At 60.2% G+C, this 16503-nt stretch carries 16 protein-coding genes and 1 pseudogene; 15 read left to right on the top strand and 2 right to left on the bottom strand.

The window, feature by feature from the left end; genetic code table 11:
- Positions 1-5 precede the first annotated feature (5 nt).
- Both AC0L2M_RS12355 and AC0L2M_RS12350 read left to right on the top strand, forming a co-directional pair.
- The gene (locus AC0L2M_RS12355) at positions 6-1220 is read left to right on the top strand and encodes a TraB/TrbI/VirB10 family type IV secretion system protein (RefSeq protein WP_473534987.1); all 1215 of its coding nucleotides are present in this window, start codon (positions 6-8) and stop codon (positions 1218-1220) included.
- A 12-nt stretch (positions 1221-1232) separates the two neighbouring features.
- The gene (locus AC0L2M_RS12350; protein WP_473534986.1) at positions 1233-1505 is read left to right on the top strand and encodes a DUF2274 domain-containing protein; all 273 of its coding nucleotides are present in this window, start codon (positions 1233-1235) and stop codon (positions 1503-1505) included.
- Positions 1506-1657: 152 nt separating this feature from the next.
- Here the strand turns inward: AC0L2M_RS12350 and hemN are convergent, their stop codons facing one another.
- Complete coding sequence (gene hemN / locus AC0L2M_RS12345; protein WP_473532504.1) at positions 1658-3007, bottom strand: oxygen-independent coproporphyrinogen III oxidase; 1350 nt, start codon at positions 3005-3007, stop codon at positions 1658-1660.
- A 157-nt stretch (positions 3008-3164) separates the two neighbouring features.
- Between hemN and AC0L2M_RS12340 the strand changes: the two genes are divergently transcribed.
- Positions 3165-3929: a Crp/Fnr family transcriptional regulator gene (locus AC0L2M_RS12340; RefSeq protein WP_473535012.1), complete on the top strand. Its 765-nt coding sequence runs from the start codon at positions 3165-3167 to the stop codon at positions 3927-3929.
- Here the strand turns inward: AC0L2M_RS12340 and AC0L2M_RS12335 are convergent.
- Positions 3872-4386 (bottom strand): annotated as a pseudogene (locus AC0L2M_RS12335) (IS481 family transposase); the annotation flags it as partial. The gene AC0L2M_RS12340 and the pseudogene AC0L2M_RS12335 overlap by 58 nt on opposite strands.
- 122 nt (positions 4387-4508) lie before the next feature.
- Here AC0L2M_RS12335 and ccoN point away from each other — a divergent pair.
- The 12 genes from ccoN to ubiM all read left to right on the top strand — a co-directional run bounded on the left by ccoN (position 4509) and on the right by ubiM (position 16473).
- Positions 4509-6140 (top strand): cytochrome-c oxidase, cbb3-type subunit I, encoded by a 1632-nt coding sequence (gene ccoN, locus AC0L2M_RS12330; protein WP_473512845.1) that lies wholly within the window; start codon positions 4509-4511, stop codon positions 6138-6140.
- On the top strand, positions 6131-6862 hold the full coding sequence (gene ccoO / locus AC0L2M_RS12325) for a cytochrome-c oxidase, cbb3-type subunit II (protein WP_077376382.1): 732 nt from the start codon (positions 6131-6133) through the stop codon (positions 6860-6862). Before ccoN ends, ccoO begins: the two co-directional genes overlap by 10 nt.
- Before the next feature lie 11 nt (positions 6863-6873).
- On the top strand, positions 6874-7023 hold the full coding sequence (locus AC0L2M_RS12320; protein ID WP_040591650.1) for a CcoQ/FixQ family Cbb3-type cytochrome c oxidase assembly chaperone: 150 nt from the start codon (positions 6874-6876) through the stop codon (positions 7021-7023).
- A 2-nt stretch (positions 7024-7025) separates the two neighbouring features.
- Positions 7026-7889, top strand: a complete 864-nt coding sequence (ccoP, locus tag AC0L2M_RS12315) for a cytochrome-c oxidase, cbb3-type subunit III (protein ID WP_473534985.1) — start codon at positions 7026-7028, stop codon at positions 7887-7889.
- Positions 7890-8055: 166 nt separating this feature from the next.
- Positions 8056-9615: a cytochrome c oxidase accessory protein CcoG gene (gene ccoG, locus AC0L2M_RS12310; protein WP_065010501.1), complete on the top strand. Its 1560-nt coding sequence runs from the start codon at positions 8056-8058 to the stop codon at positions 9613-9615.
- Entirely contained in the window at positions 9612-10109 is a 498-nt protein-coding gene (locus tag AC0L2M_RS12305; protein WP_473534984.1) for a FixH family protein, read from the top strand. The genes ccoG and AC0L2M_RS12305 overlap by 4 nt, the downstream gene beginning before the upstream one ends.
- The gene (locus tag AC0L2M_RS12300; RefSeq protein ID WP_473534983.1) at positions 10106-12388 is read left to right on the top strand and encodes a cation-translocating P-type ATPase; all 2283 of its coding nucleotides are present in this window, start codon (positions 10106-10108) and stop codon (positions 12386-12388) included. Before AC0L2M_RS12305 ends, AC0L2M_RS12300 begins: the two co-directional genes overlap by 4 nt.
- Positions 12385-12540 (top strand): cbb3-type cytochrome oxidase assembly protein CcoS, encoded by a 156-nt coding sequence (ccoS, locus tag AC0L2M_RS12295; RefSeq protein WP_008871940.1) that lies wholly within the window; start codon positions 12385-12387, stop codon positions 12538-12540. The genes AC0L2M_RS12300 and ccoS overlap by 4 nt, the downstream gene beginning before the upstream one ends.
- A 220-nt stretch (positions 12541-12760) precedes the next feature.
- Positions 12761-12883, top strand: coding sequence for a hypothetical protein (locus AC0L2M_RS12290; protein WP_473534982.1), 123 nt, complete (start codon positions 12761-12763; stop codon positions 12881-12883).
- Positions 12880-14781 carry a glycoside hydrolase family 127 protein gene (locus AC0L2M_RS12285; RefSeq protein ID WP_473534981.1) on the top strand — a complete coding sequence of 634 codons (1902 nt, stop codon included), beginning with the start codon at positions 12880-12882 and terminating at the stop codon, positions 14779-14781. Before AC0L2M_RS12290 ends, AC0L2M_RS12285 begins: the two co-directional genes overlap by 4 nt.
- Positions 14782-15162 (top strand): hypothetical protein, encoded by a 381-nt coding sequence (locus AC0L2M_RS12280; RefSeq protein ID WP_473534980.1) that lies wholly within the window; start codon positions 14782-14784, stop codon positions 15160-15162.
- Positions 15163-15291: 129 nt separating this feature from the next.
- A complete protein-coding gene (gene ubiM / locus AC0L2M_RS12275; protein ID WP_473534979.1) occupies positions 15292-16473 on the top strand; it encodes a 5-demethoxyubiquinol-8 5-hydroxylase UbiM in 1182 nt (393 codons plus the stop codon).
- Positions 16474-16503 lie beyond the last annotated feature (30 nt).

Here is a 16503-nt window from a genome sequence, read left to right as displayed (position 1 = left end):
GCCTTATGACCGACACTTCCCCATCCAATGCTCCGCCAAAACTCGATCCCGAGCAGCTGCAGTTACGGGCCTCGCCCCGCCGCGCCGTGCGGTTCAGGCGCGGCGTGATCGTCGCCATCGCTGCCGTCGGGTCCGGTGCCATCCTGGGCGTCACGATGATGGCGCTGCAGGGACCGGCGCTTCGCTTCAAAGAAAAGGCGGAAGATCTCTACAACACTGACCGCAAGCCAACCCCTGAAGGACTTGAAACACTTCCCAAGGACTATTCCGGAGTGAAGCCGAACCCTCCTGTGCTTGGACCACCACTGCCGGGCGACCTCGGTCGCCCCATCCTTGAGCGGCGGCGCCAGCTCGGCATCGCGCCAGGGCAGGACAACTCCGCCGAGGAGCAGCGTGTTGCCCAGCAGGCGATTGAGGCGCGCGAATCACAAGTCTTCTTCCGCATTGAAAATCAACCCAAGGAGGCGGGCATCGGCGGTAATGCGAAAAGTGCCCAGCAGCCGTTCGGGGCGCCTCCGCAATCTGATGCCGCTCGGCCGTCAGATTCCGTTGCCCCGCCTGAGGGCGATCAGAACAATCAACAACGCAAGCTCGATTTTGTCAGCCAGCGCAACACCAGCGGGATCTACAACCCGCATGCATTGCAGACGCCAGCTTCTCCAAATCAGCTCATGGCCGGCAGCGTGATCGCCGCAAGTCTCATCACCGGCATAAATTCCGACTTGCCCGGGTTTGTCGTCGCGCAGGTCACCGAGAACGTGCACGATACGCTCACCGGCAGCATCCTGCTTATCCCGCAGGGCTCGCGGCTGATCGGGACCTATGACAGCGTCGTCGCTTTCGGGCAAAAACGGGCGCTTCTGGTTTGGCAGCGAATAATACTGCCAGACGGTTCTTCGATCGAAATCGACAATCTGCCGGCGACAGACACTGCCGGCTATGCCGGGCTCGCGGACAAGATCGATTTCCACACCTGGCAGCTGATCAAGGGAGTCGCGCTGGCCACATTGCTGGGCGTCGGCAGCGAGTTAAGTTTTGGAGAAAACGAAAGCGATCTGGTCAAAGCGATCCGGGAATCCACTCAGCAGAACGTCAGTCAAGCCGGCCAGCGCATCACCGAGAAGAACCTCAATGTTCAGCCCACCATCACCATCCGCCCAGGTTGGCCACTGCGCGTCATCGTGCACAAGGATCTGGTGCTACGGCCATACGCGAGTTGAGCGGGAGTGAATATGGCCAACTTGAAACTTGGAAAGCTTCCTGACCGAACACCTTCGAAGATTACCATCACCGTCAGCGCGCAGTTGGGCCAAGCGCTCAAAGAGTATGCTGCCCTTTATCGTCAGGCCTATGGCGAGTCTGAAACGGTGGCAGAACTCATCCCTTTCATGCTGGCGGGGTTTCTGGAAGGCGACCGAGCGTTTGCCAAGGCCAGAAAAGAAGGTTTGCCGACGTCCAGCATGCCGGAGAAGTCGCGGCGTCTGGCACGCTCAGATTCCGAGTAACCGAGGCAATGAGTGAATCGCCCGCACACGAGCCTCGATGGGCTAACTCCGCTTGAATATGTAATCCGATCCGTCAAGGATCACACGTGAACAGGCTCACTCACAAATGGAGGCAAACAGGGGAGCACGTCACCGCGACCGCACTCTTTGGCTCAAACTGCAACCGAGTGCCTGGCCCTTCCGCTTTGGAAATATTTGTCGAACCTGGCCGCGATGCTTCGGACGAATGGGCGACTTTCAGCCGGCACGACGAAACGGTCGCCATCCAGTTCAAGCAATCGAACGGGATCGTGGAGGGCCATGGTACTCGACTCAAGGAGGAGCTTCTGGCCGGCTTTGCCGAAGCGTTCCACCAGATCGACTGCCGAGAAGGCGAAATCACACATTAGCCTCTCGATGATCCAGCCGCGAACGCGGTCGTCGTCGGAAAGCGCGATACCGCGGACAACCGCCAGCCCGCCATGCGCGACTATACTTCCGTACTCGGCGGTTGAAATATTGTTCTGCACGTAGCCCTGGCGAAAACGGCCGATGGACGAAGGGCCAAACCCGATCAGTGTCTCGCAGCGATCCTCCGTGTAGCCCTGAAAACTGCGATGCAAAGCCCCTGCGCGCGCCGCTATCGCCAAGGCATCGCCTGGCTTGGCGAAATGATCGAGCCCTATTGCTTCATACCCCTTGTCCACAATCGCTCGCGCGGCGAGTTGCGATTGCGCCAAGCGCTCCGTGGGGCCAGGCAGCCACGCCTCTTTGATTATCGTCTGATGCTTCTTGAACCAGGGCACATGCGCGTAGCCGAACAGCGCCATCCTGTCCGGTTCCAGGGTCAGCGCCTGCGCTACGGTGGAACAGACGCTCTCCCTGCTCTGGTGAGGCAATCCGTAAAGCAGGTCCAGATTGACGGAACCGACGCCGCGGGAGCGAACTCCGTCGACGACAGCTTTCGTTTGCAAAAAGCTTTGCTCGCGGTTGATTGCCTTTTGCACTTTTGGCTCAAAATCCTGGACGCCGAGACTCGCCCTGGTCATGCCGATTTCGGCCAGCGCATCAAGGCGCGCCTCATCCATGTCGTTTGGATCGATCTCGACGCTGATTTTTGTGTCCGGGACAAAATCGAAGCTGTCCCGCAAGAACGCGCCAAGCGCCACCATGTCCCCGGGCTTCAGCATGGTGGGCGAACCGCCGCCGAAGTGAACTGCGCGGACATGCCCCTTGCCGCTGACGAGTCCCGCAACCGTCGCGATCTCCGCGTGTAGCGAGCGCAGATAGGCCGTCACCGGCTCATAGTGGCGCGTCTGTTTGGTATGACACGCACAGAACCAGCAGAGTCTGTCGCAATAGGGGATGTGCAGATAGAGCGAGATCTCGCCGCCACTTTTGAGCGCCTCCAGCCAGCCACGATAAACCGCAGGATTGACGCCCGTGTGGAAATGCGGTGCAGTCGGATAACTGGTATAACGCGGGACGTTCTCGCCAACCCGGGCAGCTAATTCGGACTGCATGTCGTGGTCCACCATGTTTGCATCGCTGGAACTCTGGGCTTATTGGCAAGCCAAAGCCCTGATTTCGGTCAATCAGCAACTCGGACAAACTGCCGCAAGGATTTTTCTACCTTAGATTGGTATCCTGCCGGCACTTGGGATCGGGTTGAGCGAGCGCATGTCAGTACGGCGAGACATTTACATTTCCGGTATCCCCGTTCTTTGCGTCCATTGCGAAGCACGGCATCGCGGCGTCTGCGGTTCGCTTCGTCCAGACAATTTGGTTGGGCTCGCCAAGACTTGCTCGCGGCGCCAGATCGAGTCAGGAGTGGAACTGATCGGCGACGCACAGGCGGTCGACAGCTATTCGAACCTGGTTTCAGGCGTGGTTAAGCTGACAAAGAGCCTTTCCGATGGTCGCCAGCAGATCGTCGGTCTCCAGTTTGCACCGCATTTTCTGGGACGTCCTTTTAAGGTGGAAAGCTCGATCAATGCGGAAGCGGTGACAGCTGTCACGCTGTGCTCGTTTCCAAGGGCAGCCGTCGAACGGATGATGAAGGGGTCGCCGGAATTCGAGCATCGCCTGCTCAAGCAGACGCTGAATGAACTCGATGAAGCACGCGAGTGGCTGGTGACGTTGGGGCGCAAGACCGCATCGGAAAAGGTGGCGAGTTTTCTCCTCATGATCGCTCGGAATATGGATTTCGGTGTTGACCCGGTAGCCAGGTCAGCGTCCTTCGATCTGCCGCTGACGCGCGCCGAGATGTCTGATTTTCTTGGAATTACGAACGAGACTGTGAGCCGGCAGCTGACGCAATTGCGGGCTGACGGCGTGATTCGGATCGAGAACACACGCCATGTGACGGTGGACAGCATGAGCCGGCTGCGCTCGATGTCGATGCCGAGCCTGAGCCAGAAGACCGACAGCCTGGACAGGTTATAGAGGCCGTTCGGCGAAGAGAAGGTACAGCCGTTGTCGCTCCTGATGGCGGAAGGCAGGCCGCGTTCCCTGAACAGGCGGATGGCGGCCTCGATGACCGGTCCTTCCTTCTTCGATTCGAGCGCTTCGCAGGCGAGCAGGTAGCGCGAGGCCTGGTCGGTGACCGTCACAATTCGACCATCGCCCGCCGGAACTCCCCTTAGAAGTCCGTGCACCATAACGCGTTGGTGATAGTTGCGTGCCGAAGCGCTGCCGCTGACGGGCGCGCTTTACAGGCCGTGACGATCGAGCAGACATGCGCCGTGCTCTTCGAGGGTATGCGGACATCGCCGGCGAGCCTCCTAATCAGGAGCTCCCTAATCTTCCTGGCGCCCAGTGGGTTGGCTTGTCCTTCTTGGTTGCGACGATCGTCAGCTCGATCTGGTCGGGCAGGCTTGGCGTAGCGCACCGGCCGCCGTGAAGGTCAACCTAGCTGCCGAAAAATCGTGCGCCCCCTGACATGGATCAGGGCGAGCAGGCGGCGGCTGCGCAATTGATGCACAGCGGATTTGGCGTCCGCCGGGTTCGAGATCGGGATTTGCGATGAAATTCGGCACAGAGATCGTGCTTCTAAGCCTGTTTGCTTTTGCGGCCCTGGTGGCTGCCGGTTTCGGCGTAGATGAACCTTTCCGCCAGCATATGTGGGTGTTGTTCTTCGCCGTAGCTGGTTTCACCGCGATCCTGTTGCGCAATACGGAGTTCAAGCCCGCAGTTCCGATAGACCCCGCCGCTTTTATGGACGGTCCAATCCGTTACGGGGCCGTCGCGACGGTGTTTTGGGGCGTCGTAGGCATGCTGGTTGGTGTGGTCATCGCGCTGCAGCTTGCCTACCCCGATCTCAGCGTCGAGCCCTGGTTCAACTTTGGCCGCTTGCGGCCGTTGCATACATCCGGCGTGGTTTTTGCCTTCGGCGGCAATGCGCTGCTTTGCACGTCCCTTTATGTCGTACAGCGCACCTGCCGCGCCCGGCTGTTCGGCGGCAATCTCGCCTGGTTCGTGTTCTGGGGCTATCAGCTGTTCATCGTCATGGCTGCGACGGGCTACCTGCTCGGCATCACCGAAAGCCGCGAATACGCCGAGCCCGAATGGTATGTGGATCTTTGGCTGACCATCGTCTGGGTCGCCTACCTCGTCCTGTTCCTCGGCACCATCCTGAAGCGCAGGGAACCGCACATCTACGTCGCCAATTGGTTCTACCTGTCCTTCATCGTGACCATCGCGATGCTGCATGTGATCAACAACCTGTCGATGCCAGCCTCGTTCGTGGGTTCAAAAAGCTATTCAGCCTTCTCCGGCGTCCAGGACGCCTTGACGCAGTGGTGGTACGGCCACAATGCCGTGGGCTTCTTTCTCACCGCCGGCTTCCTTGGCATGATGTACTATTTCGTGCCCAAGCAGGCGAACCGGCCAGTCTATTCCTACCGGCTGTCGATCATCCACTTCTGGGCGCTGATCTTTCTCTACATCTGGGCCGGCCCGCACCACCTCCACTATACCGCCTTGCCCGACTGGGCGCAGACGCTCGGCATGGCGTTCTCGATCATGCTTTGGATGCCCTCCTGGGGCGGCATGATCAACGGCCTGATGACGCTGTCCGGCGCCTGGGACAAGCTGCGGACGGACCCGATCATCCGCATGATGGTCATGGCCATAGCCTTCTATGGCATGTCCACTTTCGAAGGCCCGATGATGTCGATCAAGACGGTCAATTCGCTCTCGCACTACACCGACTGGACCATCGGGCACGTGCATTCCGGCGCACTCGGTTGGGTCGGCATGATCTCGTTCGGCGCGATCTATTTCATGGTGCCGAAGTTGTGGAACCGCGAGCGGCTCTATTCGCTGCGGCTCGTCAACTGGCACTTCTGGCTGGCAACGCTCGGGATCGTCGTCTACGCCGCGGTGATGTGGGTCTCCGGCGTTATGCAGGGCCTGATGTGGCGCGAATACGACGAGCAGGGCTTTCTGGTCTTCTCGTTCGCCGAAACTGTCGCCGCCATGCATCCGTACTACATCATGCGTGCCATCGGCGGCGCGATGTACCTGTCCGGCGCGCTGATCATGGCATGGAACGTCACCATGACAATCCTCGGCTACCAGCGCGAGGAGAAACCGATGCCGCGTCCCATCGCCGCCGTCCGACCTGCGCGATCAGGAGCCAGAAAATGGGCTTGATGGACAAACACGCCGTAATCGAGAAGAACGCCACGCTTCTTCTCGTCGGCTCCCTTCTGGTGGTGACGATCGGCGGCATCGTCGAGATCGCGCCGCTCTTCTATCTCGACAATACGATCGAGAAGGTCGAAGGCATGCGGCCCTATTCGCCGCTCGAACTCGCTGGCCGCAACATCTATGTGCGCGAGGGCTGCTACCTCTGCCACAGCCAGATGATCAGGCCGTTCCGCGATGAGGTCGAGCGCTATGGGCACTACAGTCTGGCGGCCGAGTCGATGTACGACCACCCGTTCCAGTGGGGATCGAAACGCACAGGACCGGATCTCGCGCGGGTGGGCGACCGTTATTCCAATGGATGGCACGTTCAGCACCTTGTGGATCCGCGCTCCGTGGTGCCGGAATCGATCATGCCGAGCTACGCGTTCCTGAAGGAAATGCCGATTGAGGTGAAGGACTTCTCGACGCACCTGATCGCGAACAGCCGTGTGGGCGTGCCCTACTCCGACGACATGATCGCGAGCGCGAATGCCGATCTCATGGCGCAGGCAGATCCCAACATCGACACATCCGGTCTTGAAGCGCGGTATCCAAAGGCCAAGCTCGGTGACTTCGATGGCAATCCGCAACAGGTCAGCGAGATGGACGCGCTGGTCGCTTACCTCCAGATGCTTGGCACTCTGGTCGATTTCAAAAACTACGACGAAGCCGCCGGTTACCGCTGAGGAGAATGGTGATGACCTACAACTTCATGCGGGCGTTTGCCGACACTTGGGGCCTGCTCGCTATGGCGCTGTTCTTCGTCGGATGCATCACCTTTGCGCTCCGTCCCGGCAGCAGGACGCGAGCCGACGAAGCTGCTCAAATCCCTCTCAAGGACGACTGATCATGAGCGGTGAGCACATTGACGAAGTCTCCGACGTCTCGACCACCGGCCATGAATGGGACGGGATCAAGGAGCTCAACAATCCGCTCCCGCGCTGGTGGGTGATCACCTTCTACGTCACCATAGTCTGGGCGATCGGCTACACCATCGCTTATCCCGCATGGCCTATGCTAAGCTCCGCCACCCGAGGCGTGCTCGTCTATTCCAGCCGCAACGATGTCAAGAATGAGCTGGCAGCGGCCGAGGTCGCCAAGGGCAAGTATGTTGCCGCCCTTCAGGCGAAGACTGTCGCCGAGATTGCCGCCGACGATGTTTTGCGCGGATTCGCTATCGCGGCCGGTGGCGCCGCCTTCAAGGTCAATTGCGTTCAGTGCCATAGCTCCGGCGCCCAGGGTTCGAAGGGCTTTCCCAACCTGAATGATGACGATTGGCTGTGGGGCGGCAAGGCCGAGCAGATCCAGCAGACAATCACGCACGGCATCCGCGTTGCCTCAGACCCCGACACGCGCCTGTCGGAAATGCCGGCGTTTGGTGACATCATTACGCCCGAGCAGATTACACAGGTCAGCGCTTATGTCTCGAGTCTCTCCGGCGCTGTTGGCGATCAAGCAATGGTCATACCCGGCGCCAATGTTTTCGCCGAGAATTGTGCCGCCTGTCATGGTGATAATGCAAAGGGAAACACGGAGCTTGGCGCACCCGACCTGACCGACGCGATCTGGCTCTACGGGGCGGGCGAGACGGCTATTGCCGCGCAGGTTCGCGCGCCAAAGCAAGGCGTCATGCCGGCCTGGGGTGGGCGTCTCGGCGAGGTCAAGGTCAAGGAACTTGCGGTCTATGTCCATTCGCTTGGCGGCGGAGAATAGGAACGGAAGCCTATTCTCGGCCCTCCCCCTGCCAAGCGACGAGGCCCGGCGCGAGCCGGGCCTCGACACCATTCCGGCTGTGACCTGCATCAACACGGGCGGACCGCCCACGGCGAGGCTGTTCGATGGGCGGCCCTGACATCGGCAGCGGGACTGGAGATGCCACGTGCGTGATAAAACGCAGACAGAACCGCCCCAAGCAGAAGCGATTGACTCCCCCAACACCCGTGAGCCGCTTTATGCCCCACGCAAGAAGGTTTTCCCCAAGCGAATCTCGGGTAATTTCCGTCGCTTCAAATGGCTGGTGATGGCGATCACGCTAGCGATCTACTATCTGACGCCCTGGCTGCGCTGGGACCGAGGTCCGTTTGCACCGGACCAGGCCGTGCTGATCGATCTTGCCAACCGCCGCTTCTATTTCTTCTTCATCGAGATTTGGCCGCAGGAATTCTTCTATGTGGCCGGCCTTCTCGTGATGGCCGGCATCGGCCTTTTCCTAATCACATCCACAGTCGGCAGAGCCTGGTGCGGCTATACCTGTCCGCAGACCGTATGGGTCGATCTGTTTCTGGTTGTGGAGCGTGCGATCGAGGGAGATCGCAATGCCCGCATGAAACTTGACGCCGGACCGTGGACCGCGCGCAAGCTTGTGCTGCGTGGATCGAAACACGCGATCTGGCTGGCCATAGGCTCAGCGACCGGCGGCGCCTGGATCTTCTATTTCGCCGATGCGCCAATGCTGATTGGCGAGGTCTTCGTTGGCACCGCGGCGCCGGTCGCCTACATCACCATCGGCGTGCTGACGGCAACCACCTACACATTCGGCGGGCTGATGCGCGAGCAGGTCTGCACCTATATGTGCCCGTGGCCGCGCATTCAGGCGGCCATGCTCGATGAAAATTCGCTCACCGTGACCTACAATGACTGGCGCGGCGAACCTCGCTCGCGGCACGCCAAAAAGGTCCAGGCCGCGGGGCAGCCGGTCGGAGACTGCGTCGATTGCAATGCCTGTGTCGCCGTCTGCCCGATGGGGATCGACATTCGCGATGGCCAGCAGCTCGAATGCATCACTTGCGCGCTGTGCATCGATGCCTGCGATAGCGTCATGGACAAGCTCGGCAAGGAGCGCGGGCTGATCTCCTATGCGACGCTGTCCGATTACAACGCCAACATGGCGGTAGCGACTGCAGGCGGCTCCTGCTCGGTGAACCCGTCGCTCGTCCGGACCGACGGCGGCGCTTTCTCCGACAGGTTAGCCCATTTCCATGTCCGCAAGATCTTTCGACCGCGCACCTTCGTCTACATGAGTGCGTGGTCGGCGGTCGGTCTCGCCTTACTCTACTCGCTGCTGACGCGCGATCGGCTCGAGGTCAACGTTCTGCACGACCGCAATCCGCAGTTCGTCACGCTGTCCGATGGTTCGATCCGCAATGGTTACACCGTCAAGCTGCTCAACATGATCCCAGAGCCAAGAACGATCGTCGTCACCATGCAGGGCCTGGCCGATGCCGAGATGAGCGTCGTCGGGATCGACATGCCTGCGGATCGCTCCCTCTCCGTTCCGGTCGAACCGGACCGGCTGAAAATGCTGAAGGTTTTCGTCCGCCAGCCGGCGGAACAGATCAATGCCCAAGCGCAGACGTTCAAGTTTCGGGTCGAGGACAAGGCGAGCTTCGAGTCGGACGAATACACGGCCACGTTCAACGCACCGGAGATCGTTAGATGAGCGTCAATGCACGAAGGCCCCCCGAATTCACCGGCAGGCATATGTTGCGTATCATCCTTAGCTTTTTCGGCGTGATCGTTGGTGTGAACCTGACCATGGCAACACTCGCCAGCACAAGCTGGACCGGCCTCGTCGTCGAAAACACCTATGTCGCGAGCCAGCAGTTCAACCGGATGGCCGAGAAAGGGCGCGCGCAGGCCGCACTCGGCTGGACCGGCAAACTGACCATCGCACGGGGCGAGGTCCGCTACGGCCTCAGCGATGCCGCCGGCAAAGCGGTCCAGTTGCACGGCGTCAGGCTCCTGTTCCGTCATCCCGCCTACGAGGCCGAGGACAAAGCCGTCATGCTTGCGCTCGCCACGAGCCAGGAATTTGCCGCCCAGCATACGCCAAGGGACGGCGTCTGGATCGTCCAAGTCGACGCCGATGCTGGTCTGGCAGAACCCTATCGCGACGTCCGTCGAATTATAATTTCCCATGGAGCGTTACAATGAGCTGTTGTGCACCGGGCGCCGAAACGGCGCTGGATCTGGAAAGCAGCATATCCGTCCTGCCATCAAGCCAAGAGGTCAGGCTGGCGAGCCGCTCGCTTGGCGGCGATCTGCACCAAACCGATCTCTCGGTCCCGACGGTGCATTGCGCAGCCTGCATCCAGAGTATCGAGAGGGCACTTGGAAAACTCGATCGCGTCGAGGGTGTACGTGTCAACCTGTCGACGAAACGGGTTGCGATCCGGTGGCGCGGAAATGAGGTTCCACCGTTTGTCGCCGCGCTTGGACGGCTGGGATACGAAGCGCATTTGTTCGCGCCCGAGACAGGGGAGAAGGACAAGACGCTATCGGAGCTGATCCGGGCCGTGGGGGTTGCCGGCTTTGCAGCGGGCAACATCATGCTGCTTTCAATGTCGGTCTGGTCCGGCGCTGAAGGTGCGACCCGTGACCTGTTCCACTGGGTCTCGGCACTGATCGCCATCCCCGCGCTCGCCTTCGCTGGTGGCATCTACTTCCGCTCGGCATGGAACGCATTGCGTCACGGCCGCATGAACATGGATGTGCCGATTGCGGTTGGTGTCTCGCTCGCCTACGCGATGAGCCTTTACGAAACCATCAACCATGGCGACCACGCTTACTTCGATGCATCGGTATCGCTACTGTTCTTCCTGCTGATCGGCCGCACGCTTGATCACGTGATGCGCGAGCGTGCCCGGACCGCGGTGAACGGCCTGTCACGGCTGGCGGCGCGCGGCGCCACAGTATTGCGCGACGATGGCACGCGCGACTACCGGCCGGTTGACGAGATCGAACCAGGCATGCAGTTGCTGATCGCTGCCGGCGAACGGATTCCCGTCGACGGCAAGGTCATTCGAGGCTCTTCGGATCTCGACTGTTCACTGGTTTCCGGTGAAAGCACACCCAGAACCGTGTCGTCAGGGGAAACCGTGCAGGCCGGCACACTCAATCTCACGGGCCCGCTGACCATCGAAGCAACAGCCGCCGCAAAAGACTCCTTCCTGGCCGAGATGGTGCGCCTGATGGAAGCCGCTGAGGGGGGGCGCGCGCAATATCGCCGGATCGCCGACCGCGTTTCGGCGCTCTATGCTCCGGTGGTCCATCTGACCGCCTTCGTGACGTTCCTCGGCTGGATGGTGGCCATCGGCGACTGGCACCGGGCAATGACGATCGCCATCGCCGTCCTTATCATCACGTGTCCCTGTGCGCTCGGCCTCGCCGTGCCGATCGTGCAGGTGGTCGCCGCGCGGCGCCTGTTCGAAAATGGCGTGATGGTCAAGGACGGTTCGGCCATGGAGCGCTTGGCGGCGATCGACACGGCGGTGTTCGACAAGACCGGCACGCTTACGCTCGGTGAGCCCCGGCTCGTCAACGCGTCTTCCATCGATCCGGCCATGCTGGCAATCGCTGCCGAGATGGCCGCGCACTCCCGTCACCCGCATTCAAATGCCATTGCCACCTTTGCCGGTTTCGCCGGTCAGCCAAAGCTCGAAGCTGTCAGCGAACACCCCGGATTCGGCATCGAAGCCACCACGAGGGGAAGCACCTGGCGACTGGGGCGGCGTGGTTGGGCTGGATGGAAGGCCCGAACCGGTGGCGAAAGCAGATACGGCGGAACGGTTCTGACCAAAGACGGGATCATCGTGGCGTCCTTTGTCTTCAAGGACGCGCTGCGTCCGGACGCCAGGGCGGCCATCGAGCAATTGAACAACGCCCGAGTTTCCGTGAAAATGCTGTCGGGCGATACCGGGGCTGCATGCGGCGAGGTCGCGACGACGTTGGGGATACATCACTTTGTTCCGGCGCTGCTTCCTTCCGGCAAGGTCAAGTATATTGAAAACCTGGCGAAGGACGGCCACAAGGTGCTCATGGTTGGCGACGGCCTCAACGACACCCCTGCGCTGGGCGCGGCATATGTCTCGATCGCTCCAGCCACGGCGGCCGATGTTGGCCGCAAAGCTGCGGATTTCGTTTTCCTGCACGAAAGCCTTTCGGCCGTCTCCCTTGCCCTCGACGTTTCGCGAAAGGCCGGACAACTGATCCGGCAAAACATCGCCATCGCGATTGTCTACAACGCCATTGCCGTCCCGATCGCCATTTTGGGGCAGGTAACACCATTGATTGCGGCAATCGCGATGTCGGCCTCATCACTGCTTGTCATTGGCAATGCGTCGAGGCTGCAAGGTTTTGTGCCAGACGTGCCAAGGAGAACTGCTCCGCCTGATAGCCGCTCCCACACCGGCACATTGACGCAACCCTCATGACAATCCTGGTCTATCTCATACCGGTGGCGCTGTTGTTGGGCGGGCTTGGACTGTCTGGCTTCCTGTGGGCCTTGAGGAGTGGTCAATACGAGGATCTCGACGGAGCCGCCGAGCGTATCCTCATTGACCGGGACGAGAGGCCGGAACGCTGATTCCGTCACTCGAAGGCCTGCGTCGCCCATTCCTCCAAGCGAGCGGCTGATGCCACGAAGTACCTCCCACGGCCGCACGAGCGCTGGCGATGTACGTGTTCCAAGTGCAACGGAGCGGATAGACCGGCGGCGCGGATTTGTCGTGTCTGGCTGACCCAGATCAGTGCTGTCTCCTCATCGCCCTGATTTCAATGGACGAGTCTTTTCAAGGGGAGAACGCATGTCTAGCGGGACGGAAGCTGAGCGGCATCAGGTGCTGGCCGTGTTCGCCGGGGGCGCCGGCATTGTCGAAGCCGTGAGCAGTCCGGCGCACGTCATTGCAGGAGCCGATGCGTTCGAATGAGCGAGTTCAAGCCAGTTCGGTTCGTTGATGTCGCGCTGGAGGGGCAATTCTGGCGCGAGAGGCTGGAGACGGTGCTGACACGGACCATCCCCAGCCAGCACGTCCAGCTTGGCAAGCAAGGTGTATTGCTGTCCCTCACACTGCCGAACCAGTCGCTGCCACTGAGCGTCCCAGGCAACGAGCACGATTCCGGGCAGGTGTTCTGGGATTCCGACGCTGGCAAGTGGATAGAAGCAGCATCCTACGCGCTGTCACACAGGCGTGATCCCGACATCGAGGCATGGATCGAAAATATTGTCGATGATCTCGAAAAGGCGCAGGCTCCCGACGGTTATCTGAACTGCTGGTACCTGCAGCGCGAGCCCGACAAGCGCTGGACCAACCTGCGCGACAATCACGAACTCTACAATCTTGGACATCTGCTCGAGGGCGGTATCGCCTACTTCCTCGCGACGGGCCGGCGCCGGCTCCTGGACATCCTTGAGCGGTATGTTGACCATGTCCGCAAGACATTCGGCCCGAACCCCGGCCAGAAGCGCGGCTATTGCGGCCATCAGGAAATCGAGCTGGCCCTCGTTAAGCTCTATCGCTTGACTGGAGACAGAATGCATCTCGACCTCGCGGCCTATTTCATGAATGAGCGCGGGCGTCAGCCGCACTACTTCGATCAGGAAGCGGTCGCGCGCGGGGAGAACCCCAGAGATTTCAGGGCGAAAAGATATGAGTACAACCAGTCGCACAGGCCGGTGCGCGAGCAAACTAAGGTGGTCGGACATGCGGTCCGAGCGATGTACATGCTTTCTGCCATGGCCGACCTCGCGGCGGAACTGAATGACGACAGCCTCAAAAAAGCATGCGAGGTGCTCTGGGCCGACGTCATCTCCTCGAAAATCTACATCACGTCCGGCTTGGGTCAGGCTGCCGCGAATGAAGGCTTTACTGTGGATCACGACCTGCCGAACGATACGGCGTATGCGGAGACCTGCGCCTCGGTAGGCCTGATCTTCTGGGCACATCGCATGCTGCATCTCGAACTCGACGGCCGATACGCCGACGTTCTGGAACAGGCGTTGTTCAACGGCGCGCTGACCGGCCTTTCGCGCGATGGCGAGCGCTATTTCTACTCCAATCCGCTCGAGAGCGATGGGCGACGCAGCAGATGGGCCTGGCACTCATGCCCATGCTGCACGATGAATTCGTCTCGTCTAATTGCTTCGATCGGAGGCTATTTCGTCTCGGCCAGTGAAAACGCAATCGCCTTCCATCTCTACGGCGGCGTTTCGACGAACATCCAACTCGCTACGGGCAATGTGTTCCTGCGGGAAACCAGCGCCTATCCATTTTTCGGCTCGATCAGGATCGAGGTCAGCCCTGACGCGCCGACCGAGTTCACGATCAACCTCCGCATTCCCGGTTGGGCTCATGAAGCCGAAGCTTCGGTCGGGGGATGTGCAGTCGACGTGACGGCATGCACCAGAAATGGCTATCTTGCGATCTCGCGGCTATGGAATGCCGGAGACACCATCGCCCTCGAACTACCGATTTCTCCCGAGCGCATCTATGCTCATCCCTCGGTCAAGCAGGATATCGGCCGGGTGGCGCTTAAGCGCGGACCATTGGTTTATTGCGTTGAAGAGGTCGACAATCCCGGGGCGCCCGTGCAGCAGCTCACACTGCCGCGAGAGTCCAAGATCGAAACGATGGAACGGGGCGATCTTTTCGATGGCGTGGTCACGCTGACTGCCTCCGCGCAGCGCGTCGAAGACCAAGGCTGGGGAGACAGCCTATACAGAAATACGCCCCCCATCGCTTCGGACTGCCGGCTAACCGCCCTGCCATACTATCTCTGGAACAATCGGGCAAAAGGCTCGATGCAAGTGTGGCTGCTGGAAAGCTGAATGGCCGATGTGAGAAACCCGTTGGTTGGCTGGCTATCTGCCCAGGTGAGCGGAGTATGCCAAAGTTTTGTTTGCAGGAGTGAACGGATGTCGCGATTTCGCCTATTGACGATCTTCATGTCGGGAATGCTGGGAACGGCGACGTTGCCGGATCCAGTCGCCTCGGCACCAGTCCTCAACCCCGCCAATCGCAATGGGCTGGTCGAGCAGAACGAATTACTGATGCTGGAGAACAGGCTGCGGCGGCAGCAATATCAGCAGCAGCAGCAGCAGCAGTTCCGTTCCCAGGATCGCGAGATCGCGACGCAGCAACGGCCCGATCGACCGCTTACTTGCCAGCTACAGCCGTCAAGCAACGGCTTTGTGAGCATCTGCCGCTGATGAGGCGGCTTGCCACTTATTTAGGCGGCCATAGCTTGTGCGCGTCGTGCTTAACTAGCATCAGAGGCGTTTTTTGATTTCGCAGCTCGTGCTTGGGCACTGGAGAGCCTACGCGATGGCGCCACGCTGATGGCCGACTCCGATGACAGCTTCGACATCATTGTCGTTGGAGCGGGGCCGGTCGGACTTTGCTTCGCCGCATCACTCGCTCAAAGCCAACTCAAGGTCGCAGTTGTCGAACAGAACTCAATTGATATTCTCGCCAATCCGCCTTTTGACGGCCGGGAAATCGCGCTGACCCACGCCTCGATCAGAATCCTTCGCGAGATCGGCGCCTGGGATGCCATCCCCGCTTCGGACAAATCACAGCTTCACGGCGCGCGCGTGCTCAACGGTTCGAGCCCTTTCGCTCTGCGTTTCGATCCTCCCAGCGGGTCTGGAGAACCCCTCGGAGTTTTGGTCCCAAATTGCCGGATCCGCTACGCGCTGTTCAAGACAATCCACGTGCAGAATCACGCGCGGCTCCTGTGCGGCCACTCGGTCGTAGATGCAACAACCAGCCACACAGGAGCACTCGTAACGCTGTCTAATGGCGTGCAGTTGAACGCTAGCCTTGTGGTTGCCGCCGATTCACGTCTGTCGGCCACTCGTGATCTGCTCGGCATAGGCGCCGATATCAATCGGCTTGGCTACTCGATGCTAATATGCCGGGTGCGGCATGAGCGCGCCCACCACCAGGTGGCAATCGAATGGTTCGATCACCATCAGACAATAGCGATGTTGCCCCTGGCGGAGGGAGTGTCGTCGCTGCTGCTCACCCTGCGCTCAAACGAGGCCGATAGACTGCTTGCCTTCAGCGACCATTTGTTTCTGAGGGAATTGACGAACCGGTGTCGAGGGCGCCTTGGAAAAATGACCTTGGCAAGCAAGCGCCATACCTATCCGCTGGTCACGACTTGGGCGCACAAATTCCGAGCTCCCAGCGCCGCACTCATCGGCGACGCTGCCATCGGCATGCACCCGGTGACTGCGCATGGTTTCAACATCGGTATCAGCGGCCAGAAGCAACTCGCCTATGGAATCCTAACAGCATGTCGCGACGGTCGCGAGATTGCCGATCCCGACATGCTGCACGGATACGAAAGGTGGCTGCGCCTGTCAGCGGCGCCGCTCTTCCACGGCACGAACATTCTTGTCGGACTCTACTCAAGCGAGCACCCGGCGGCACGGCTTGCACGACATGTGGGGCTTCGGTTCGCCCAACATGCCCCCTTTATGCGGCATGGCATTTCGGCCATGCTTAGGCGATGAAACCGTACCAGCAGCTTTGGACCGTGCGCG

This window comes from Mesorhizobium sp. WSM4806, from assembly GCF_055811635.1.
This window is presented reverse-complemented; position numbering and strand designations above follow the sequence as displayed.